Genomic DNA, 20072 nt, shown 5'->3' on the forward strand with positions numbered 1-20072 from the left:
AGGGTTTTTTTCCTTTGTAGGACCAGCCGGTCGACGCTCGATTGCTCGCGAAAAACCCGAGAGCGCCGCGGGGCGTCAGGTTTACAGCGTCATCGTTGAAGACCATCGCGAGCAATCGAGCGTCGACCGGCTGCTCCTACAAAGGAAAAAAACCCTGTCGCGAGCACTGGACATGCCGCGCAAGTAAGCTCACCTTAGGGGCGCTGTCGTCCAATTCCTAGAAAGTCTGGAGTCCTTATGTCGCTTACCCCTGAGTTGGTTGCCGAACTGGAAGTCCTCGCACTCTTCAACCTGGACAGTTCCCAGGAAGGTCTGAAAATTCATCAGACCGCTGCCCCGAAACACATTGCCGCCGCCAAACGCCTCTTTGAAAAAGAACTGACCGACCAGCCTGACGGCGGTTACCTGACCAGCCTGGGTCGTGACGCCGCGCAAAATGTGCAGGCCGTGCTGACAATTCTTAACGCCGAAGTAACAGCCTGAATTCTGCCGCATCGCCCACGGAGATCCCGATCCAGGGATTTCCGCGGGCACATTCCCCTGATTTCCGTTCCCAGCCGTTATAAATCTGACGCCAGAAAAACAAAATCAGCTTAAAAGTCCTCGCTTCAAGGCGCTAAACTGCCCCTCATCCGAAGAGCCCCACGTCCGAGCCCTGCGAGCCGGTTTGAGCTGACATGACGCGCACCCATGAAATCCGCCCCGATCTGGACGAGGGAATCGACCGCAAGGTTCTCAACCAGCTGCGCGCACGCTTTCTGAAACTCAACGAAGGACGCATGGCTCGCGCCATGGAAGGGTTGTCGACCCGCCAGCAAGGGGTCCTGACCTTGCTGCCGTTGTTTTTCCACGTTAACCATCCGCTGTTGCCCGGCTACGTTTCCGGCAGTACGCCGGCCGGCCTGTCGAATTTCGAACCGGATGCCAATGTCCTTGCCGAAACCCAGCGCCTGACCCGCTCGTTTTCCTATAAGCCGCGCCACGGCAGCAACCCGCCAAGGCCGATTCACGGACTGTTCCTGATGGGCAGCCTCGGCACCCTGGCGCAGGCCGACCAGAGCGACATGGATGTGTGGGTCTGCCATGGGCCGGACCTGACCGAAAACGAACTCGCCGAGCTGCGCAAGAAATGCCAGTTGCTGGAAGCCTGGGCCGCCAGCCAGGGCGCCGAAGCGCATTTTTTCCTGATCGATCCGAGCCGTTTCGTCCGCGGCGAGCGTGATACCCAACTGAGCTCGGAGGATTGCGGTACTACCCAGCACTACCTGTTGCTGGACGAGTTTTACCGCACCGCGATCTGGCTCGCCGGTCGCACACCGATCTGGTGGCTGGTGCCGGTCTACGAAGAATCGAGCTACGACCGCTACACCCATGCCTTGATCTCCAAACGCTTCATCCGTGCCGATGAAACCCTCGACCTCGGCAACCTGGCCTACATCCCACCCGGCGAATTTATCGGCGCCGGGCTCTGGCAGTTGTTCAAGGGCATCGAGTCGCCCTACAAGTCGGTACTCAAGCTGCTGCTGACAGAGGTTTACGCCAGTGAACACCCCAGGGTCCATTGCCTGAGCCTGCGCTTCAAGCAAGCGGTGTTCGCCAACCAACTCGACCTCGACGAACTGGATCCGTACGTCGTAGTGTACCGGTGCATCGAGGAATACCTGATCGCCCGTAACGAACCGGAACGGCTGGAACTGGTGCGTCGCGCGCTGTACCTGAAGGTTAATCGCAAGCTCACCGGCAACAGCCGCACCCAGAGCTGGCAGCGCTCTTTACTCGAACGCCTGGCCCATGAATGGCACTGGGACCAGCGCCAACTGACCCTGCTCGACAGCCGTAGCCAGTGGAAAGTCCGCCAGGTCAGCTCCGAGCGGCGGGCACTGGTCAACGAGCTGAATTACAGCTACCGCTTCCTCACCCAGTTTGCCCGTCACGAACAAACGGTCAGCCGCATCAACAAGCGCGACCTGAGCGTCCTCGGCCGTCGCCTGTACGCCGCTTTCGAGCGCAAGGCCGGCAAAGTCGAATTCATCAACCCCGGTATCGCCCCGGACCTGGCCGAAGACACCCTGACGCTGGTGCACGCACCGAACAAGAAAGAACCGGGGCAAAGCCAGTGGGGCTTGTACAACGGCAGCCTGACGGCACTGGAGTGGGAACATTTCGCGCCGATCAAACGCAGCCGTCACTTGCTCGAACTGCTGACCTGGTGCCACCGCAATGGCGTGATCGACAGCAGTACCCGCCTGGCCTTGCACCCCGGCACCAGCGACTTGAGCGAATTCGAACTGTTCAACCTGCTCGGCAGCCTGCAACAGACCATCGCCCTGCCCTTGCCCACCGTAGCCGAGGAGCCTCTGTTGCGCGCCAGCGTGCCGAGCGAAGTGCTGATTCTGGTGAATGTCGGCATTGATCCGCTCAAGCACCATCGCGAACTGAACATCCTCATGACCACCGAGCGCACCGACTCCCTGAGCTACGCCGGTGTCCGGGAAAATCTGGTGCTGACCCTGGACCAGGTCACGCTCAATAGCTGGAACGAAGTGTTGGTCGGCCGCTACGACGGCCCCCATGCCCTGCTCGACTGCATCCGCGACTACCTCAACAACCTGCCCGCCGGGCCGCAACAGCCGAAGCTGCGGGTGCGTTGCTTCTGTCATAACCGCGCGCAGTTCATCGCCCAACGGGTCGAGGAAATCCTCGATACCGCGCAGAACCTGCTGCTGAGCCGGCTCAACCATCGCTACCTGATCCAGGTCCAGCAGCACTACCACGTACTGGAGTTGGTGCCGGGCCAGGTCCAGCACATCGCACTGGCTACTCTGCCGGCGCTGATCGATTACCTGGGCGAGGAAATGGCGAGCTACAGCCCACTGCACCTCGATCCGAAGGCACTGGAAGACCACGACCTCGCGCTGTTCCTGCCCACGGGTCAGCCGGACTGCATCCAAGTGTTCTACCGGGTCCACGAAGATCAGGCTGATCTGTACGTGCTCGATGAGTTCAACGCCCTGTGGCAGCAACGCCTGCCCTGGCACGATGAGCAAAGCCTGCTGGTACCGCTGCAGCGTTTCCTGCAATCGATCCAGTACCGTCGCGATGCCCTGATACCAATGGACGCGGCCCACCGCCTGAACCTCGACACTCTGTATTGCCAGTTGCTGCCGTCAGGCCCTGGCCGGGCGCGCCGCATCGAAGCCCGGCCGGTGCCGCAGACGCCGGTGAACAAGCCGTTCTACGACGTGCAGGCGATCGTCGGCAAAGCCGCGCCGGGTCAGGTGCAGGTGACGTTGTATTGCAATCAACGGGAGTTTTCCGAGCTGGAACATGGCGACCAGTTGTTCCGCGTGGTCGCCCGGGAAATCGTCGGGCAGCGCCGGGAAACCGAACGCTACCGCTGCTACATCACCGACCTCGACCTGTCAGGCCTGCTGGGTGAAAGGCAGAGTTCCACCCATCTGTACCTGCGCTACAAGGCAGACCTGGAGCACGCGTTGAACGAGGCGCTCGATCAGGTCTGAGGGATGTCACTCCGGGAACGCGCCGCCATTGGCCGGCTGCGATTCAACCTCCAGCAGCGTCAGCTTCAGGGTCTTGCCGCCCGGAGCCGGCCAATCGATGTGCTGGCCAACCTTCAGGCCGAGCAGCGCGCTGCCCACCGGCGCCAGGATCGAGACCTTGCCTTCGTCGGCGTTCGCATCCTTGGGGTACACCAGTGTCAGGTGGTAGTCCTTGCCACTGCCTTCTTCGCGGCAATGCACACGGGAATTCATGGTCACGACATCCGCCGGCACTTCATCGTGGCCGACCAGGGTATCGGCGCGATCCAGTTCGGTTTGCAGCGCAATAACGCCCGGCAGCGTGTCGTCCAGGCTGTCGATCAGACGCTCCAGACGCTGGACGTCCAGACGGGTAAGGGTGATGGAAGGTGCGGTCATGATCTGGGCAGACTCCTTTCTTCTGCACGAAAAAAGCAAAACCCCGCCAGAAAAAGGCGGGGTTTTCATAAGCCTCGATGGGTTGAGGCGTTTCTGGACACTATCACAGCTCAAAAAATATACAAGTCAGGTCCGACCATGCACCTTGTAGCAGCTGGCGAAGCCTGCGTTCGGCTGCGCAGCAGTCGTAGAACCTGAATGCTCGGTATTCCTGGTACACCTTATTGTCTGATCTCACGACTGCTGCGCAGCCGAACGCAGGCTTCGCCAGCTGCTACGGATCGCGTTACGGCGTTAAATGGCGGCTTTGCGTTGCGCTGCCTGGGCGCAGATGACGCGCCGGCGATCATCGTCCGCCGAACGCCATTCGCGGATGTCTTCGACATGACGAAAGCAGCCCAGGCAGACTTTCTGCTCGTCCAGCCGGCACACACCGCTGCACGGCGATGGCACCGCAGGGCTGACATTGCTGTAGAGCGGCTTGGGCGCACGGACAGGCGCAGGCTGGGTCACGATCTCACAGGCCTTCGAAATCGAGCTCGACACCGGCCTGTTGCTGGACGATACGCTCAAGCATTTCGCCCAACTGCTCTTCGCTCTTGTCGCACATCCAGCGCTCGCTTTCTTCGTCGTAGTCGAAGTGGAAACCACCGGACACCGCCGCCAGCCACAGCTGACGCAGCGGCTCCTGGCGACTGAAGATCAACTGGCTGCCGTTCTCGAACTTGACGGTCAGCACACCGGCCGAGCTTTCGAGGTCGATATCCAGGTCGCTCTCGTCAAAGATGTCCTCCAGGGTTTGCTGGGTGGCATCGACCAGGTCGTGGAAACGCGCTTCGGACAAACTCATTACGGCAACCTCAAAAAGTGTCTGATCAGGCTCAAGCGCCGCAAGATACGACCGAGCCCCGTCGATTGCAAAGGATAATGACCAAGCGACCGATACCGGTAAATTAAACGCGGTCTCTGTGGGAGCGGGCTTGCCCGCGAAAGCGGTGGTTCAGTCAACAAAGAGGTTGAATGTGCTGGCCCCTTCGCGGGCAAGCCCGCTCCCACAGGGATTGCGTGATACCAACCGGCATCGGGCCAACCCCCGCCGGACGGGCGGTCCGTTGCATAGGCAAGCTGCCGGGTGGCCGGTATACTCCGGCGCAATTAATGCATTTTCAAGGATTTCGCCATGAAGCGCCTGATCTCTTCCCTTGCTGCGCTCCTCGCGGTTGCCTGCCTTGTGTCGGCCTGCGGTCAAAAAGGCCCGCTGTACCTGCCCGATGAAGACCAGGACCCTGTCGAGCAAGCCAAGTCGTCGCAGCAGCAGCCTGCCTCCAAAGCACACAAGCACGACGTCTACCAATAATAAGGGAACCTCATGGACGCTTTTAACTACCGTGACGGTGAACTGTTCGCGGAAGGTGTTGCCCTGTCTGCCATCGCCGAGCGCTTTGGCACACCGACCTACGTTTACTCGCGCGCGCACATCGAAGCCCAATACCTGGCTTACGCCGATGCACTGGCCGGCATGCCGCACCTGGTGTGCTTTGCTGTGAAGGCCAACTCCAACCTGGGCGTACTGAATGTCCTGGCGCGTCTGGGCGCCGGTTTCGACATCGTCTCCCGTGGCGAGCTGGAACGTGTACTGGCCGCTGGCGGTACCCCCGACAAGATCGTGTTCTCCGGCGTCGGCAAGACCCGTGACGACATGCGTCGCGCCCTGGAAGTCGGCGTGCACTGCTTCAACGTCGAATCCACCGACGAGCTGGAGCGCCTGCAAGTGGTCGCCGCCGAACTGGGCGTTCGCGCGCCGATTTCGCTGCGCGTGAACCCGGACGTCGATGCCGGCACCCACCCATACATTTCCACCGGTCTCAAAGAGAACAAGTTCGGTATCGCCATCGCCGACGCCGAAGACGTGTACGTGCGTGCAGCTCAGCTGCCCAACCTGGAAGTGGTCGGCGTCGATTGCCACATCGGCTCGCAACTGACCACCCTGCCGCCGTTCATCGACGCCCTCGACCGCCTGCTGGGCCTGGTCGATCGCCTCGGTGATTGCGGCATCTACCTGCGCCACATCGACCTCGGTGGTGGCCTGGGCGTGCGATACAAGGACGAGGAGCCGCCACTGGCTGCCGACTACATCAAGGCTGTGCGCGAGCGTCTCGACGGTCGTGACCTGGCGCTGGTGTTCGAGCCGGGCCGCTTCATCGTGGCCAACGCCGGTGTATTGCTGACCCAGGTCGAATACCTCAAGCACACTGAGCACAAAGACTTCGCCATCGTCGACGCCGCCATGAACGACCTGATCCGCCCGGCGCTGTACCAGGCCTGGATGGACGTCACTGCCGTGCGTCCGCGTCAATCCGCCGCCCGCGCCTACGACATCGTCGGCCCGATCTGCGAGACCGGCGACTTCCTGGCCAAGGACCGTCAACTGGCGCTGGAGGAAGGCGACCTGCTGGCCGTGCATTCGGCCGGTGCCTACGGGTTTGTCATGAGTTCCAACTACAACACCCGCGGCCGTACCGCTGAAGTGTTGGTGGACGGTGATCAGGCATTTGAAGTGCGTCGCCGTGAGACGGTAGCCGAGTTGTTTGCTGGCGAAAGCCTGCTGCCGGAGTAAAACCATGCTGCTGCGTTTTACCAAAATGCACGGCCTGGGCAATGACTTCATGGTCCTCGACCTGGTCAGCCAGCACGCGCACATTCTGCCCAAGCACGCCAAACAATGGGGCGACCGGCACACCGGCGTCGGTTTCGACCAATTACTGATCGTCGAGGCACCGAGCAACCCGGACGTGGACTTCCGCTACCGGATCTTCAACGCTGACGGCTCCGAAGTGGAACAGTGCGGCAACGGTGCGCGCTGCTTCGCCCGCTTCGTGCTCGACAAGCGCTTGACCGCCAAGCGGCAGATTCGCGTCGAGACCAAAAGCGGCATCATCGAACTGGACATCCGCAACGACGGCCAGATCAGCGTCAACATGGGCGCCCCGCGCCTGGTGCCGGCGGATATTCCGTTCCAGGCACCAGAGCAGGCCAAGAGTTATCAGGTCGACGTCGACGGCACCCCGGTCGAACTGGCTGCGGTATCCATGGGCAACCCCCATGCCGTGGTGCGGGTCAGCGATATCAACAATGCGCCGGTGCATGAACTGGGGCCGAAAATCGAAAATCACCCGCGCTTCCCGGCTCGGGTCAATGTCGGTTTTCTCCAGGTCATCGACCGGAGCCGCGCACAGTTGCGCGTTTGGGAACGCGGAACCGGGGAAACCCAGGCTTGCGGAACCGGCGCCTGTGCCGCCGCAGTGGCCGCGATCAGCCAGGGGTGGATGGATTCGCCGCTATTGATCGACCTGCCTGGCGGGCGCTTGTCCATCGAATGGGCAGGCCCTGGCCAACCGGTGATGATGACCGGCCCGGCAGTGCGCGTATATGAAGGACAAGTGCGTCTTTGAGTGAGCGAAATCCATGACCGACAAGCCCCAGGTACCCGCACGACAAGCTGACGAATCACCGTCCGAAAGCCTGGAGGCGGCGGCTGTAGCCGCGTACCTGGAGGCTCATCCGGACTTCTTCGTCGAGTACGAAGAACTGCTCCCGTCCCTGCGTATTCCCCATCGGCGCGGCGATACCGTGTCGCTGGTGGAGCGTCAGATGACCATACTGCGCGACCGCAACATTGAACTGCGTCATCGTCTGTCGCATTTGATGGACGTGGCCCGGGACAACGACCGACTGTTCGAAAAGACCCGTCGCCTGATCCTGGCGCTGATGGATGCCGCCAGCCTGGAAGACGTGGTGATGTGCGTCGAAGACAGCCTGCGCCAGGAATTCCAGGTGCCCTTCGTAAGTCTCATCCTGCTCGGCGACAACGCCATGCCGGTGGGCCGCTGGGTCACCCACGCCGAAGCTCAAGTGGCCATCGGCGGTTTGCTCTCGGAAGACAAAAGCGTCAGCGGCAGCCTGCGCGAACATGAACTGGACTTTCTGTTCGGCGAAGAACAGCGCAAGCAGATCGGCTCCACCGCGGTCGTCGCCATCAGCCACCAAGGCATTCACGGCATCCTGGCCATCGCCAGCCGTGATCCGCAGCACTACAAAAGCTCGGTGGGCACCTTGTTCCTGAGCTACATCGCTGAAGTCATGGGTCGCGTGCTGCCACGGGTCAACAATTCCCTGCGCTCGGTACGCTGAACATGGAACGACAACTGGACGCTTACTGCGAACACCTGCGCAGTGAGCGGCAGGTGTCGCCGCACACGCTGTCGGCCTACCGCCGCGACCTCGATAAAGTGCTGGGCTGGTGCGTCAAACAGAATATCGGCAGTTGGGCGGCGCTGGACATCCAGCGCCTGCGCAGCCTGATTGCTCGTCTGCACGCTCAGGGGCAATCGTCCCGCAGCCTCGCGCGATTGCTGTCGGCCGTTCGCGGGCTCTATCACTACCTGAACCGCGAAGGCCTGTGCGACCACGATCCGGCCAATGGTCTCGCGCCGCCCAAAGGCGAACGCCGCCTGCCGAAAACCCTCGACACCGACCGCGCCCTGCAATTGCTTGAAGGGGGCGTCGAGGATGACTTTCTCGCTCGCCGGGATCAGGCGATTCTGGAGTTGTTCTATTCCTCCGGGCTGCGGCTGTCGGAGCTGACGGGGCTCAATCTCGATCAGCTCGACCTGGCCGACGGCATGGTCCAGGTACTCGGTAAAGGCAGCAAGACCCGCCTGCTGCCGATAGGAAAAAAGGCCCGCGAAGCGCTGGAGCAGTGGCTGCCACTGCGGGCCATGGCCAACCCCGCGGACGATGCGGTTTTCGTCAGCCAGCAAGGCCGCCGTCTCGGCCCCCGGGCGATCCAGGTGCGGGTCAAGGCTGCCGGCGAGCGTGAACTGGGACAGAACCTGCATCCGCACATGCTGCGGCACTCCTTCGCCAGCCATTTGCTGGAATCCTCCCAGGACCTGCGCGCAGTGCAGGAACTGCTCGGCCACTCGGACATCAAGACCACCCAGATCTACACCCACCTGGACTTCCAGCACCTGGCCACGGTCTACGACAGCGCCCACCCACGGGCCAAACGCATGAAAGGCGACGATTCATGAGTATTCAATTGATCACCTTCGACCTCGACGACACCCTGTGGGACACCGCCCCGGTGATCGTCAGCGCCGAAGCCGTATTGCGTGCATGGCTGACCGAACACGCGCCCAACCTGGGTGCCGTGCCGGTGGAACATTTGTGGGCCATACGCGAACGCATCCTGAGCATCGAGCCGAACCTCAAGCACCGCATCAGCGCCTTGCGCCGGCGCGTGTTGTTCCAGGCCCTGGAAGAGGCCGGATATCCCCATGCCGAAGCGTCGGACCTGGCCGACCAAAGTTTCGAAGTGTTCCTGCATGCCCGGCATCAGCTGGAAATATTCCCGGAGGTGCAGCCGACCCTGGAGTTGCTGGCCAACCATTACGCCCTCGGCGTGGTCACCAATGGCAACGCCGATGTGCGCCGGCTGGGGCTGGCGGACTACTTCAAGTTTGCGTTGTGCGCCGAAGACATCGGCATCGCCAAACCCGATGCGCGATTGTTCCGGGAGGCTTTGCAGCGCGGTGGCGCGACCGCTGAAACGGCGGTGCATATTGGCGATCATCCGGGTGATGACATTGCCGGTGCGCAGCAGGCGGGGTTGCGGGCGATCTGGTTCAATCCGGCGGGCAAGGCCTGGGAAGCGGACCGGCTGCCGGATGCCGAAATTTGCAGCCTGACCGAATTGCCGGCGTTGTTGGCTCGCTGGAATTCTGTGTCGGCCTGACACAAAAACCTGTGGGAGCGGGCTTGCCCGCGAAGGGGCCGTGTCAGTCAGCATTGATATCGACTGACACACCGCTTTCGCGGGCAAGCCCGCTCCCACAGGGATCACCACAGGTTTCAAATTTTTGCTTCAGGCATGAAAAAGCCCGCAGCGACGGCGGGCTTTTTCAGCAAGCAGGTAGCAGGCTCAGATAGGCCGGCTGCCGTACTTGTTGTCCGGCTTCTTGGGCGGATCGGCGACCACATTGGCCTCCACTTCCTGCACTTTGCCGCCCTTGGCCAAAAACTCCTCCATGGCCCGCGCGAGAGCATCGCGTTCCTTGTTCTTGGCTTCGACACTCGGCAGCTCATCGACCGATACCGCTGCCTTGGCCTTGCCTTTGGCGGTCGGAACCGGCGCATCACCGCCGTCGTCTTCAGCGACGTCTTCCGCCGCTGCTTCCAGACCTTCTTCGGTTTCGTCGTCGTCGCCTACTTCGAGGTCGTCGTTTTCCAGATCATCGTCGCTCATGTTCTACCTCATGACTTGCGAAAAGCAGATTAGTTATAGCCCAGCTTTGCCCTCTGTCGAAGGCTGCAGGAAAAAATTCAACAGCCGCTGCTGACCAGCGGCTATGCCTCTTCACCGTGCACGGTGGCGAGGACTTTACGGGCACCGCCATGATCACGGTGCTCGCCCAGATAAACGCCTTGCCAGGTCCCCAACGCCAGCCGGCCTGCCGAAATCGGCAAACTGAGCTGACAGCCAAGCACGCTGGCCTTGAAGTGCGCCGGGAGGTCGTCCAGGCCTTCGTCGTTATGCTCATAGCCGTCTGTTCCTTGTGGGATCAGACGATTGAAAAATCGTTCGAAGTCGCGACGTACCGCCGGATCGGCGTTCTCGTTGATGGTCAACGACGCCGAGGTATGCTGCAGCCACAGATGCAACAGACCGACCCGACACGCCTTGAGTTCAGGCAAGCCGGCGAGTAACTCATCCGTTACCAGGTGAAAGCCCCGGGGCCTCGCCCGCAAGGTAATCAGAGTCTGTTGCCACATACAGTTCTCCGCACGTTCGGGGCGCATTCTAGCGCGCTCTGGGAAAAAACAAAGGCCCTAATATTCCTTCAATCCTGTAAGCCTTTGGCTGCACAAAAACACCCGACGTAAACATCGTAAAACCTGTAGGAAAAAACCTTTCAGCCCAGCCTTCAACGACAAATTCCAGACAAAAAAATGCCCGGCAAGCCGGGCAGTTTTTTACGCGCCTGCTTACAAGTTGTAGCCGCGTTCGTTGTGAAGCGCCAGATCGATGCCGACCGCCTCTTCTTCTTCGTTGATGCGCAGGCCCATGACCACATCCAGCACTTTGAGGATGATGTATGTGGCGATCGCTGTGTAGATCACCGTGAAGCCCACGCCTTTGCACTGAATCCACACTTGTGCGGCAATGTCGGTCACGGTGCCGAAGCCACCCAGGGAAGGAGCTGCGAACACACCCGTCAGGATTGCGCCGAGGATACCGCCGATACCGTGCACGCCAAAGGCGTCCAGGGAATCGTCATAGCCGAGCTTGCGCTTGAGGGTGGTGGCGCAGAAGAAGCACACCACGCCAGCCGCCAGACCGATTACCAGCGCGCCCATCGGACCAACGGTGCCGGCAGCCGGAGTAATTGCCACCAGACCGGCAACCACGCCCGAAGCGATGCCCAGTGCGCTAGGTTTGCCGTGGGTGAGCCACTCGGCAAACATCCAGCCCAGTGCGGCAGCAGCGGTAGCAATCTGAGTGACCAGCATCGCCATGCCGGCGGTGCCGTTGGCCGCAGCGGCTGAACCCGCGTTAAAACCGAACCAACCGACCCACAGCATGGCCGCGCCCATCAAGGTGTAACCGAGGTTGTGCGGTGCCATCGGCGTGGTCGGGAAGCCCTTGCGCTTGCCCAGCACCAGGCAGGCAACCAGACCAGCCACACCGGCGTTGATATGCACCACGGTGCCGCCAGCGAAATCCAGCACGCCCCAGTCCCACATCAGGCCGCCGTTACCGGACCAGACCATGTGCGCGATCGGCGCATACACCAGGGTGAACCAGATGCCCATGAACACCAGCATCGCGGAGAACTTCATCCGCTCGGCGAACGCACCGACGATCAGCGCCGGGGTGATGATCGCGAAGGTCATCTGGAAGGTGACGAATACCGCCTCGGGGAACAGCGCCGCAGGGCCGGTCAGGCTGGCTGGCGTGATGCCGGCGAGGAACGCCTTGCCCATGCCGCCGAAGAACGAGTTGAAGTTGACGACGCCCTGCTCCATGCCCGTGGTGTCGAACGCGATGCTGTAGCCATAAATGACCCACAGGACGCTGATCAGACCAGTAATGGCGAAGCACTGCATCATCACGGAAAGAATGTTTTTCGACCGAACCATGCCGCCGTAGAACAGCGCGAGGCCGGGAATGGTCATGAACAGCACCAAGGCTGTCGAGGTCATCATCCAGGCGGTGTCGCCGGAGTTGAGGACTGGGGCCGCCACTTCGTCTGCCGCCAGAGCAAGGCTGGGCATTACGATGGACAACAGGGCTCCTAGCCCTGCGAATTTACGCAGAGTCATATTGTTTTCTCCTGGGGCGTTGGGTTTGTGGCGGCTTAGATTGCGTCGGTATCGGTTTCGCCGGTACGAATGCGAATCGCCTGTTCCAGATTGACCACGAAGATCTTGCCGTCACCGATCTTGCCGGTGTTGGCAGCCTTGGTGATGGCCTCGATTACCCGGTCCAGATCCTTGTCGTCGATGGCGACGTCGATCTTCACCTTGGGCAGGAAATCGACCACGTATTCCGCGCCGCGATACAGCTCGGTGTGACCCTTCTGCCGACCAAAGCCTTTGACTTCAGTGACGGTAATGCCCTGCACGCCGATCTCGGACAGCGACTCGCGTACGTCGTCCAGCTTGAACGGCTTGATGATGGCAGTGACTAGCTTCATGAAAACTCTCTCCCGAATTGGTGGACTTGCCCCAGGAAAACAAACCCGTCTCAAGTCTAAGCGCAGTGCCTGGCTTTGTAACGCATCGTCGGCCCTGACCTGCCCGTCCGACGCCCCTCACGAAACACTCCCCCGCTTCGCTTGGCGCACTGCGTTCGTCACAGTGACTGCATCAGTGCATGGGTCATCAGGGTCTAAGCAGAAAGCTTGCCATCTCCACAAAAACTACTGTTTTCAAGCCTTTACCCGCAGATGACTGCTACTTCGCAACAACACCCGACGCGATACGCACAACAACGGTGCGACACTGCCCGTCCCCATGCGCGAAAAGCGTGCATCCCTTGCCCGCGCAAATGACTATAGACACTGCGTGATACACTGCCCGTCATTGTTTCCAGGACATTGCCCATGCTCGCGCCAAAAGACTTCCTCGACGCCCTCACCGGCACCGCCTCCCGCCTCTTCAGCGGCGACACGCCTCTGCCGAAAGCTGAAATCGAAAGTCAGTTCAAAATGTTGCTGCAGAGCGGCTTCAGCAAACTGGATCTGGTGAGTCGGGAAGAATTCGATAGCCAGATGGTTGTGTTGGCGCGCACCCGGGCGCGGCTGGAGGCTCTTGAAACGAAGGTTGCGGAGATGGAAGCGAAGCTAACCCCGCCAACCGAGTAACACACCAAACCCTCTGTAACACGCGATCCCTGTGGGAGCGGGCTTGCCCGCGAATGGGGTCGTCTCGGTCTACCAGTTATCCCACACTGGACAGATCACCCCTGTAGGAGCTGCCGCAGGCTGCGATCTTTTGATCTCAAACATCGCAAAAATCCCGGCAACGTCCTACAAACATCACACCGCCGTCCGATTGCGTCGCGAAGTATCCAATCTCTATGCTCATCCCCAGCTGAATATTCAGCACCGGGTTTGGCGACCTGGATAGCATCCGACGCACCGCGACCACATTCGATTCAGGGAATTATCCCATCTCGAATTATGGCGGCTGTGCGTGGGAGACCTTCAGGTCTGCCGGTTTGTCCGGATGCACCGGTTCGCCAACCCGCGCGCAGCTGCCACCCTTTCGTTTGGCGACGAACAGAGGCAGCTTCCTTCATACGCATCCGGAGTTGCAAAATGGAAGAAAGCTATCTAATCCCCCACATCTTCACCCGCCACAAACTCCACCTCCACGCCCTACTCCTGCAAAACCAACCCTGGTTCAGCGCCCGCGACCTCGGCCGATTACTACGCATCCATCTCAACGACCGCCAACTCCGAAAACTCGATCCCGACCAATACCAAACCACCAAAACCCTCATCCACGGTCACATCGAAAACACCCTGCTGATCAGCGAATCCGGCGCCTACGCCATGCTCGACTACCACTACTGCCCCGAATACCGAGCATTGCGTGAATGGCTCACCCACGAAGTCGTCCCCGCCCTGCGAGACGCCCAACACCCCACCACAATCGAGCGCCCACAACTGAGCCTGCTCAATTGGCCGGAAATGTCGTTGAGCTTGCTGCACTGGAATAACCAGCCATGGATTCGGTTGCAAGATGTTCCGCAGATGCTGCCTGACCAAGAACGACCACAGCATGCGGTGAGCGAGCCGTGGTGGAGGTGGGCTTCGCGGGTACTGCAACCGCGCTGAGCCCGAAGAAGTCACTCATGTGGCACCCACCCTTTGCAGAAACAGACCGAGCGGTGAATGACCTGTGGCGAGGGAGCTTGCTCCCGTTGGGTCGCGAAGCGGCCCCAAAAGAGGGACGGCTACGCCGTCCAACGGGAGCAAGCTCCCTCGCCACAGGGCGGTGACTGTCGGTCCCGCAACATCCGGTGAATGTTTGCCGCCTCAGCCCCCACACCGAAACGCCTTCCCACAACTACCCTTCAACAACCCGCAGGAAGCGGCCCCCGTTTAGCTCAAGGAACGACCATGTCCCTCTCCATCGTCCACAGCCGCGCCCAGATTGGCGTGGATGCGCCCGCCGTTACTGTCGAAGTCCATCTGGCCAACGGTCTGCCCTCGCTGACAATGGTCGGCCTGCCCGAAGCGGCGGTGAAGGAAAGCAAGGACCGGGTGCGCAGCGCGATCATCAATTCGGGGCTGCAATTTCCGGCGCGTCGGATCACGCTGAATCTGGCGCCAGCGGACTTGCCCAAGGATGGCGGGCGGTTCGATCTGGCGATTGCCCTGGGGATTCTCTCGGCCAGCGTGCAGGTGCCGACGCTGACGCTGGACGACGTGGAGTGCCTGGGGGAGCTGGCGCTTTCCGGCGCAGTGCGGCCCGTCCGCGGGGTGCTGCCGGCGGCATTGGCGGCGCGCAAGGCCGGGCGCTGGTTGATGGTGCCGCAGGCAAATGCCGAAGAGGCCTGTCTGGCGTCAGGGTTGAAGGTCATCGCAGTGGACCATCTGCTGCAGGCGGTGGCGCATTTCAATGGGCACACGCCCATCGAGCCCTTCGTTTCCAACGGCTTGCTTTACGCCAGCAAACCCTATCCCGACTTGAATGAAGTTCAGGGGCAAATGGCGGCCAAACGCGCACTGCTGATTGCGGCAGCGGGTGCGCATAATCTGCTGTTCAGCGGGCCACCGGGTACAGGCAAGACGCTATTGGCGAGCCGATTGCCAGGGCTGCTGCCACCCCTGGCCGAGAGCGAAGCACTGGAGGTCGCAGCAATTCAATCCGTCGCCAGTTGTGTGCCGCTGAGCCACTGGCCACAGCGCCCCTTCCGACAACCACACCATTCCGCCTCAGGACCGGCATTGGTGGGCGGTGGCTCGAAACCACAACCGGGCGAAATCACCCTCGCTCACCATGGCGTGCTGTTCCTCGATGAACTCCCGGAATTTGATCGCAAGGTATTGGAGGTGTTGAGAGAGCCACTGGAATCCGGCCACATCGTGATTTCCCGCGCCAAGGACCGCGTACGTTTCCCGGCGCGCTTTCAACTGGTTGCCGCGATGAATCCCTGCCCTTGTGGATATCTTGGCGAACCGAGTGGCCGTTGTTCCTGTACGCCGGACATGGTTCAGCGCTATCGCACCAAACTGTCGGGGCCACTGCTGGATCGTATTGATCTGCACCTGACGGTTGCTCGCGAAGCCACGGCATTGAATCCTGCGTTAAAACCCGGCGACGACACTGCCACCGCCGCCGAGTTGGTTGCCGATGCACGAGAACGGCAACAAAAGCGCCAAGGCTGTGCCAATGCCTTTCTCGACTTGCCGGGCTTGCGCAGACACTGCAAGTTATCCACAACAGACGAAACCTGGCTGGAGACGGCGTGTGAACGACTGACCTTGTCACTGCGAGCGGCCCATCGACTGCTCAAAGTAGCGCGCACTCTTGCGGACCTTGAACAAGTCGATGAGATCAGACGCGAGCACTTGGCCGAAGCGCTGCAATATCGGCCAACAAGCCAGTAACTGGAATTTGTAAGTGTTTTTTTGACCAATAAGGCGGTTGTCGGAAAGATGGCGAAAATCAACCCTTGGTAAGGTCAACCAACGGCGTCTGCCGCACCTCAGTCTCCCGCCCGCCCTGAATCTCGCTCACCTGCTTCAGCGCCTTATCCACAGCGGTCTTATCCGCCAGCAAGCCGTAGCTGATGCGGAACTGCTTCTGCTCCTTCGGCCCAATTATTGGCACCAGGTTCAGTGGCCGCTGATACCGGCGGTTGTAGGAAAAACTCGTTCCCGGCTCCAACCCCGTGACGTAGCCCTGGCCTTGGGTATCGGTGTTTTTCCACAGGGAGAACACCGGCAGTGTTTGAGTGTTGAAACCGACCGAGACGCCCAGGCTGCCGGCCCTGTTATGCAGGACGGTCAATGTATCGCCCTTGGCATCGGCGTACGGCACTACGTTGTAAACCGTTTCGTCATAGTCCTTGGTCGGTGCGCGATAGGTTTGCCAGTCCGGCAAATCGCCTTTGGCTTTATCGTTGAACGGCGACACCTGTTTCACCGGCGCGGCGAAGCGGGCGCCCTGCTCCAGGAATGGGGTGCTGAAGTTACTGTGATACAGCGCCTGGTATTCCTTCGGATAATCGCCGTTGTTGGTCAGGGTGTCGTTGAGGGCGAACGCTACGCTGCCGGGCTCGGTGACCAATTCGGTCGCGACCGAGAAGTCGACTTTCTTGAAAGCCTGCTCTTTCAGCTCGCCGCGCAGGCTGATGGCGTACGGCGGTTTTTCATCAATGTGCAGGGTGACTTTGTTGGCCGGGATATTGGCGGCGCGACCGTGCAGGGTCAGCAGTTCGCCGTTGTCGATGCCGGGGTGGCCGACCCATTCGTAGCCGCAGCGGGTGACCAGTTCATTGAAGCCTTCCAGCCAGCCCAGGCCACCACGGCCGTTGAGCTCGATGAAGGACGGATTGACCACTTCCTTGACTGGCGAATCCCAACCCATGCGCACGTTACCGACCGAGGCCTGCAGGACGTTCATGCCGCGAGTTGGAACTACCGAAAGTTTCATCGTGCCGTTATCGATGTCGACGATGCTGACGCCTTCCTGCCGACCGCCGTGCAAGGTGCGCAGGGTTACGCTGAAAGGTTTGTCGATTTTTACGCCGAGTTGCTGGCTGGTGATTTGCCAGTTCTGGGCGGCTTTGTCAGTGTCGAGCAGGACGTAATCCCAAGCCAGGGCTTGGGAGGCCGCGGACAGTGCGCTGAGGGCAGCGAAGAGTTTGAGTGGGGTCATGGCAATAGCCTTTCTTGGAGTTGTGCCATTTTTATAGACTTGATGAAACGTTTCAGCAAGCATAAAAATCGAAACATCGATGGCAAATGCCAAGAAAGACAATTGCCTGAAGCCGTCATTGCGCCGGCTTCATCGTTCAGCTCAGATGCACGACATCCGGCAATTCCATGGCCCGGACTTCGTTTTGCAGAAAGTCGCTGAGCCGGCGCATGCGCTCGCCGCCTGGCCGGGTTTTCGGCCATACCAGGTAGTAACACTCGCCACTGGCGACGGCGGTCGGCCAAGGCAAACTCAAGCGTCCCTGGGCGACATCCTCCGCTACCATCAGCAGATCGCCCATGGACACGCCATAACCGCGCGCAGCTGCGATCATGCCCAGTTCCAGGGTATCGAACACCTGTCCGCCCTTGAGCGACACCTGATCGGCCAGCCCCATTCGCTCCAGCCAGTTGCGCCAGTCGCGGCGGTCCGGCGTGGGGTGCAGCAACTCGCTGTTGTTCAGGCGCTCGACGTCCCAGGGTTGATCATTAAGCAGGTTGGGCGCGCCGACCGGGATCAATTCCTCGGGGAACAGGTAACTCGCCTCCCAGTCAGGTGGAAAATGACCGTTACCCAACAACACGGCGCAGTCGAACGGCTCGTCATTGAAATCCACCGAGTCGACGTCCATCCACGCACTGGTCAATTGCACTTCATTGCCCGGCTGCAAGTGGCGGAAGCGACTGAGGCGCGCCAGCAACCAGCGCATGGTCAAGGTCGACGGAGCTTTCATGCGCAGGATGTCGTCTTCGGCGCGCAAGGTATTGCAGGCGCGCTCCAGGGCGGTGAAGCCTTCACGAATGCCCGGCAACAGCAGACGGGCCGACTCGGTCAGTTGCAGGTTGCGGCCACTGCGGTGAAACAAGCGGCAGGCAAAATGCTCTTCGAGCGTACGAATATGTCGGCTGACCGCGCTTTGGGTAATCGACAGCTCTTCGGCCGCGCGGGTAAACGAACTGTGCCGCGCCGCCGCTTCGAATGCGCGCAGTGCATACAAGGGAGGAAGACGACGGGACATTGGGAAAGCTCCTACTGCGGGGTTCGCCTACCCTAGCAGAAACTCCCAATCATGAGTTTGAATCATGCTATCCATCCTTTTTATCCCTTTGTGCAAATCTCGCAGAGCGCCGAGAATCGGTGTTTTCCTGTTCCCTTTGATAATCGAGCGTGATGACCATGCAACATCCAGCACGTACTGAACTCTGGGCCATCCTGCGGCTGGCGGGGCCGCTGATTGCCTCGCAGTTAGCGCACATGCTGATGGTCCTCACCGACACCCTGATGATGGCGCGCCTGAGTCCCGAGGCACTGGCCGGTGGCGGGCTCGGCGCGGCGACCTATTCGTTCGTGTCGATTTTCTGCATCGGCGTGATTGCTGCCGTCGGTACATTGGTGGCTATTCGTCAAGGTGCGGGCGACATTCTCGGGGCGACCCGCTTGACCCAAGCCGGGTTGTGGCTGGCATGGCTGATGGCGCTGGTCGCCGGTTTGCTGCTGTGGAACCTCAAACCGGTGCTGCTGCTGTTCGGCCAGACCGAAAGCAATGTCCAGATGGCCGGGCAGTTTTTGATCTTCCTGCCGTTCGCCCTGCCCGGCTACCTGAGCTTCATGGCCCTGCGCGGGTTCACCAGCGCCATTGGCCGTGCGACGCCGGTGATGGTCATCAGCCTTGGCGGTACGGTCGCCAACTTCTTGCTCAACTATGCGCTGATTACCGGGATGTTCGGCCTGCCAAAATTGGGGCTGGTGGGCATCGGGCTGGTCACGGCGATTGTCGCCAACCTGATGGCACTTGCGCTGGCGTGGCACATTCGTCGGCATCCGGCTTATGAGGCCTATCCGCTGCGCCAGGGCCTGTCGCGGCTGAACCGCCAGTACCTGAAGGAACTATGGCGCCTGGGCCTGCCGATTGGCGGCACCTATGCGGTGGAAGTCGGGCTGTTTGCCTTCGCGGCGCTGTGCATGGGCACCATGGGCAGCACTCAACTTGGCGCACACCAGATCGCCCTGCAAATCGTTTCGGTGGCGTTCATGGTCCCGGCGGGTATTTCTTATGCGATCACCATGCGCATCGGCCAGCACTACGGTGCCGGACAATTGCTGGATGCGCGGCTGGCCGGGCGGGTCGGCATCGCGTTCGGGGCGGCGGCGATGCTGTGTTTCGCCATGGTCTTCTGGCTATTGCCAAACCAGTTGGTGGGCCTGTTCCTCGACCACAACGACCCGGCGTTTCGCGATGTCATCAACCTGGCCGTGAGCCTGTTGGCGGTGGCGGCCTGGTTCGAGCTGTTCGACGGCGTGCAAACCATTGCCATGGGTTGCATTCGTGGGCTCAAGGATGCCAAGACCACTTTCCTCGTCGGCCTGGGTTGCTATTGGCTGATAGGCGCACCGGCGGCGTGGTGGATGGCGTTCCACCTGGACTGGGGGCCAACGGGTGTCTGGTGGGGCCTGGCGCTGGGGCTGGCGTGTGCGGCGGTGAGCCTGACGCTGGGGTTTGAGTGGAAGATGAAGCGGATGATCAAGCGCGACACGACGTCAGAGCAGCGCTTCGAGATCGCTCAACCTGACTGAGATCCCTTGTAGGAGCGAGCCTGCTCGCGATAAACCCGAGAACGCCGCGGGGCACCTGCCAAC

The 20072-nt window shown here is 60.7% G+C and carries 22 protein-coding genes; 13 read left to right on the forward strand and 9 right to left on the reverse strand.

Going from position 1 to position 20072, the window contains the following annotated elements; translation table 11 throughout:
- The 3 genes from PMI34_RS29345 to PMI34_RS11615 form a co-directional block, all read left to right on the forward strand.
- A partial coding sequence (locus PMI34_RS29345) for a hypothetical protein (RefSeq protein ID WP_032829717.1) occupies window positions 1-187 on the forward strand: 187 nt, incomplete at its 5' end.
- Window positions 188-237: 50 nt separating this feature from the next.
- The gene (locus tag PMI34_RS11620; RefSeq protein ID WP_008050850.1) at window positions 238-483 is read left to right on the forward strand and encodes a TIGR02647 family protein; all 246 of its coding nucleotides are present in this window, start codon (window positions 238-240) and stop codon (window positions 481-483) included.
- Window positions 484-677: 194 nt separating this feature from the next.
- On the forward strand, window positions 678-3521 hold the full coding sequence (locus PMI34_RS11615) for a class I adenylate cyclase (protein ID WP_008050851.1): 2844 nt from the start codon (window positions 678-680) through the stop codon (window positions 3519-3521).
- 6 nt (window positions 3522-3527) lie between these two features.
- Here PMI34_RS11615 and rnk read toward each other — a convergent pair whose 3' ends face one another.
- The 3 genes from rnk to cyaY form a co-directional block, all read right to left on the reverse strand.
- Window positions 3528-3938, reverse strand: coding sequence for a nucleoside diphosphate kinase regulator (gene rnk / locus PMI34_RS11610; protein WP_008050852.1), 411 nt, complete (start codon window positions 3936-3938; stop codon window positions 3528-3530).
- 294 nt (window positions 3939-4232) lie between these two features.
- Window positions 4233-4451, reverse strand: a complete 219-nt coding sequence (locus tag PMI34_RS0127340; protein ID WP_032829718.1) for a DUF1289 domain-containing protein — start codon at window positions 4449-4451, stop codon at window positions 4233-4235.
- A 4-nt stretch (window positions 4452-4455) separates the two neighbouring features.
- Window positions 4456-4788, reverse strand: coding sequence for an iron donor protein CyaY (gene cyaY, locus PMI34_RS11605; RefSeq protein WP_008050853.1), 333 nt, complete (start codon window positions 4786-4788; stop codon window positions 4456-4458).
- Between the two features lie 330 nt (window positions 4789-5118).
- Here cyaY and lptM point away from each other — a divergent pair, with 330 nt between their 5' ends.
- From lptM to PMI34_RS11575, 6 genes are read left to right on the forward strand one after another with little or no spacing between them, the layout of a single operon-like run.
- A complete protein-coding gene (gene lptM / locus PMI34_RS28245; RefSeq protein WP_007980804.1) occupies window positions 5119-5295 on the forward strand; it encodes an LPS translocon maturation chaperone LptM in 177 nt (58 codons plus the stop codon).
- Window positions 5296-5307: 12 nt separating this feature from the next.
- Window positions 5308-6555: a diaminopimelate decarboxylase gene (gene lysA / locus PMI34_RS11595; RefSeq protein WP_008050855.1), complete on the forward strand. Its 1248-nt coding sequence runs from the start codon at window positions 5308-5310 to the stop codon at window positions 6553-6555.
- A gap of 4 nt (window positions 6556-6559) precedes the next feature.
- Window positions 6560-7390: a diaminopimelate epimerase gene (dapF, locus tag PMI34_RS11590; RefSeq protein ID WP_008050863.1), complete on the forward strand. Its 831-nt coding sequence runs from the start codon at window positions 6560-6562 to the stop codon at window positions 7388-7390.
- Window positions 7391-7403: 13 nt separating this feature from the next.
- Entirely contained in the window at window positions 7404-8129 is a 726-nt protein-coding gene (locus PMI34_RS11585; protein WP_008050864.1) for a DUF484 family protein, read from the forward strand.
- Window positions 8130-8131: 2 nt separating this feature from the next.
- Window positions 8132-9031, forward strand: coding sequence for a tyrosine recombinase XerC (gene xerC / locus PMI34_RS11580; RefSeq protein WP_008050865.1), 900 nt, complete (start codon window positions 8132-8134; stop codon window positions 9029-9031).
- Window positions 9028-9735, forward strand: coding sequence for an HAD family hydrolase (locus PMI34_RS11575; protein WP_008050866.1), 708 nt, complete (start codon window positions 9028-9030; stop codon window positions 9733-9735). Before xerC ends, PMI34_RS11575 begins: the two co-directional genes overlap by 4 nt.
- A 186-nt stretch (window positions 9736-9921) precedes the next feature.
- On the opposite strand, the gene sutA is transcribed toward PMI34_RS11575, so the two are convergent.
- From sutA to glnK, 4 genes are all read right to left on the reverse strand, one after another.
- The gene (gene sutA, locus PMI34_RS11570) at window positions 9922-10245 is read right to left on the reverse strand and encodes a transcriptional regulator SutA (RefSeq protein ID WP_008050867.1); all 324 of its coding nucleotides are present in this window, start codon (window positions 10243-10245) and stop codon (window positions 9922-9924) included.
- Between the two features lie 101 nt (window positions 10246-10346).
- A complete protein-coding gene (locus PMI34_RS11565) occupies window positions 10347-10772 on the reverse strand; it encodes a secondary thiamine-phosphate synthase enzyme YjbQ (RefSeq protein ID WP_008015517.1) in 426 nt (141 codons plus the stop codon).
- A 213-nt stretch (window positions 10773-10985) separates the two neighbouring features.
- On the reverse strand, window positions 10986-12323 hold the full coding sequence (locus PMI34_RS11560; RefSeq protein ID WP_008050868.1) for an ammonium transporter: 1338 nt from the start codon (window positions 12321-12323) through the stop codon (window positions 10986-10988).
- Between the two features lie 35 nt (window positions 12324-12358).
- Window positions 12359-12697: a P-II family nitrogen regulator gene (gene glnK / locus PMI34_RS11555; protein WP_002555808.1), complete on the reverse strand. Its 339-nt coding sequence runs from the start codon at window positions 12695-12697 to the stop codon at window positions 12359-12361.
- A 408-nt stretch (window positions 12698-13105) separates the two neighbouring features.
- On the opposite strand from glnK, the gene PMI34_RS11550 reads away from it, so the two are divergent.
- From PMI34_RS11550 to PMI34_RS11540, 3 genes are all read left to right on the forward strand, one after another.
- On the forward strand, window positions 13106-13366 hold the full coding sequence (locus PMI34_RS11550) for an accessory factor UbiK family protein (protein WP_008050869.1): 261 nt from the start codon (window positions 13106-13108) through the stop codon (window positions 13364-13366).
- Between the two features lie 456 nt (window positions 13367-13822).
- A complete protein-coding gene (locus PMI34_RS11545) occupies window positions 13823-14344 on the forward strand; it encodes a BRO-N domain-containing protein (RefSeq protein WP_008050870.1) in 522 nt (173 codons plus the stop codon).
- Between the two features lie 285 nt (window positions 14345-14629).
- Window positions 14630-16123, forward strand: a complete 1494-nt coding sequence (locus PMI34_RS11540) for a YifB family Mg chelatase-like AAA ATPase (RefSeq protein WP_008050872.1) — start codon at window positions 14630-14632, stop codon at window positions 16121-16123.
- A 58-nt stretch (window positions 16124-16181) separates the two neighbouring features.
- Here the strand turns inward: PMI34_RS11540 and PMI34_RS11535 are convergent, their stop codons facing one another.
- The gene (locus PMI34_RS11535) at window positions 16182-17396 is read right to left on the reverse strand and encodes an aldose 1-epimerase family protein (RefSeq protein ID WP_008050873.1); all 1215 of its coding nucleotides are present in this window, start codon (window positions 17394-17396) and stop codon (window positions 16182-16184) included.
- Between the two features lie 136 nt (window positions 17397-17532).
- The gene (locus PMI34_RS11530; RefSeq protein WP_008050876.1) at window positions 17533-18453 is read right to left on the reverse strand and encodes a LysR substrate-binding domain-containing protein; all 921 of its coding nucleotides are present in this window, start codon (window positions 18451-18453) and stop codon (window positions 17533-17535) included.
- A 158-nt stretch (window positions 18454-18611) separates the two neighbouring features.
- Here PMI34_RS11530 and PMI34_RS11525 point away from each other — a divergent pair, with 158 nt between their 5' ends.
- Window positions 18612-20009: a NorM family multidrug efflux MATE transporter gene (locus PMI34_RS11525; RefSeq protein WP_008050879.1), complete on the forward strand. Its 1398-nt coding sequence runs from the start codon at window positions 18612-18614 to the stop codon at window positions 20007-20009.
- Window positions 20010-20072 lie beyond the last annotated feature (63 nt).

Origin of the sequence: Pseudomonas sp. GM74 (assembly GCF_000282455.1) — a bacterium.
In the GTDB taxonomy this organism is placed as follows: Bacteria; Pseudomonadota; Gammaproteobacteria; order Pseudomonadales; family Pseudomonadaceae; genus Aquipseudomonas.

Coding starts and splice junctions, on each gene's coding strand:
- PMI34_RS11620 (WP_008050850.1), top strand. CDS start 238: ATGTCGCTTACCCCTGAGTTGGTTGCCGAACTGGAAGTCCTCGCACTC.
- PMI34_RS11615 (WP_008050851.1), top strand. CDS start 678: ATGACGCGCACCCATGAAATCCGCCCCGATCTGGACGAGGGAATCGAC.
- rnk (WP_008050852.1), bottom strand. CDS start 3,938: ATGACCGCACCTTCCATCACCCTTACCCGTCTGGACGTCCAGCGTCTG.
- cyaY (WP_008050853.1), bottom strand. CDS start 4,788: ATGAGTTTGTCCGAAGCGCGTTTCCACGACCTGGTCGATGCCACCCAG.
- lptM (WP_007980804.1), top strand. CDS start 5,119: ATGAAGCGCCTGATCTCTTCCCTTGCTGCGCTCCTCGCGGTTGCCTGC.
- lysA (WP_008050855.1), top strand. CDS start 5,308: ATGGACGCTTTTAACTACCGTGACGGTGAACTGTTCGCGGAAGGTGTT.
- dapF (WP_008050863.1), top strand. CDS start 6,560: ATGCTGCTGCGTTTTACCAAAATGCACGGCCTGGGCAATGACTTCATG.
- PMI34_RS11585 (WP_008050864.1), top strand. CDS start 7,404: ATGACCGACAAGCCCCAGGTACCCGCACGACAAGCTGACGAATCACCG.
- xerC (WP_008050865.1), top strand. CDS start 8,132: ATGGAACGACAACTGGACGCTTACTGCGAACACCTGCGCAGTGAGCGG.
- PMI34_RS11575 (WP_008050866.1), top strand. CDS start 9,028: ATGAGTATTCAATTGATCACCTTCGACCTCGACGACACCCTGTGGGAC.
- sutA (WP_008050867.1), bottom strand. CDS start 10,245: ATGAGCGACGATGATCTGGAAAACGACGACCTCGAAGTAGGCGACGAC.
- PMI34_RS11565 (WP_008015517.1), bottom strand. CDS start 10,772: ATGTGGCAACAGACTCTGATTACCTTGCGGGCGAGGCCCCGGGGCTTT.
- PMI34_RS11560 (WP_008050868.1), bottom strand. CDS start 12,323: ATGACTCTGCGTAAATTCGCAGGGCTAGGAGCCCTGTTGTCCATCGTA.
- glnK (WP_002555808.1), bottom strand. CDS start 12,697: ATGAAGCTAGTCACTGCCATCATCAAGCCGTTCAAGCTGGACGACGTA.
- PMI34_RS11550 (WP_008050869.1), top strand. CDS start 13,106: ATGCTCGCGCCAAAAGACTTCCTCGACGCCCTCACCGGCACCGCCTCC.
- PMI34_RS11545 (WP_008050870.1), top strand. CDS start 13,823: ATGGAAGAAAGCTATCTAATCCCCCACATCTTCACCCGCCACAAACTC.
- PMI34_RS11540 (WP_008050872.1), top strand. CDS start 14,630: ATGTCCCTCTCCATCGTCCACAGCCGCGCCCAGATTGGCGTGGATGCG.
- PMI34_RS11535 (WP_008050873.1), bottom strand. CDS start 17,396: ATGACCCCACTCAAACTCTTCGCTGCCCTCAGCGCACTGTCCGCGGCC.
- PMI34_RS11530 (WP_008050876.1), bottom strand. CDS start 18,453: ATGTCCCGTCGTCTTCCTCCCTTGTATGCACTGCGCGCATTCGAAGCG.
- PMI34_RS11525 (WP_008050879.1), top strand. CDS start 18,612: ATGCAACATCCAGCACGTACTGAACTCTGGGCCATCCTGCGGCTGGCG.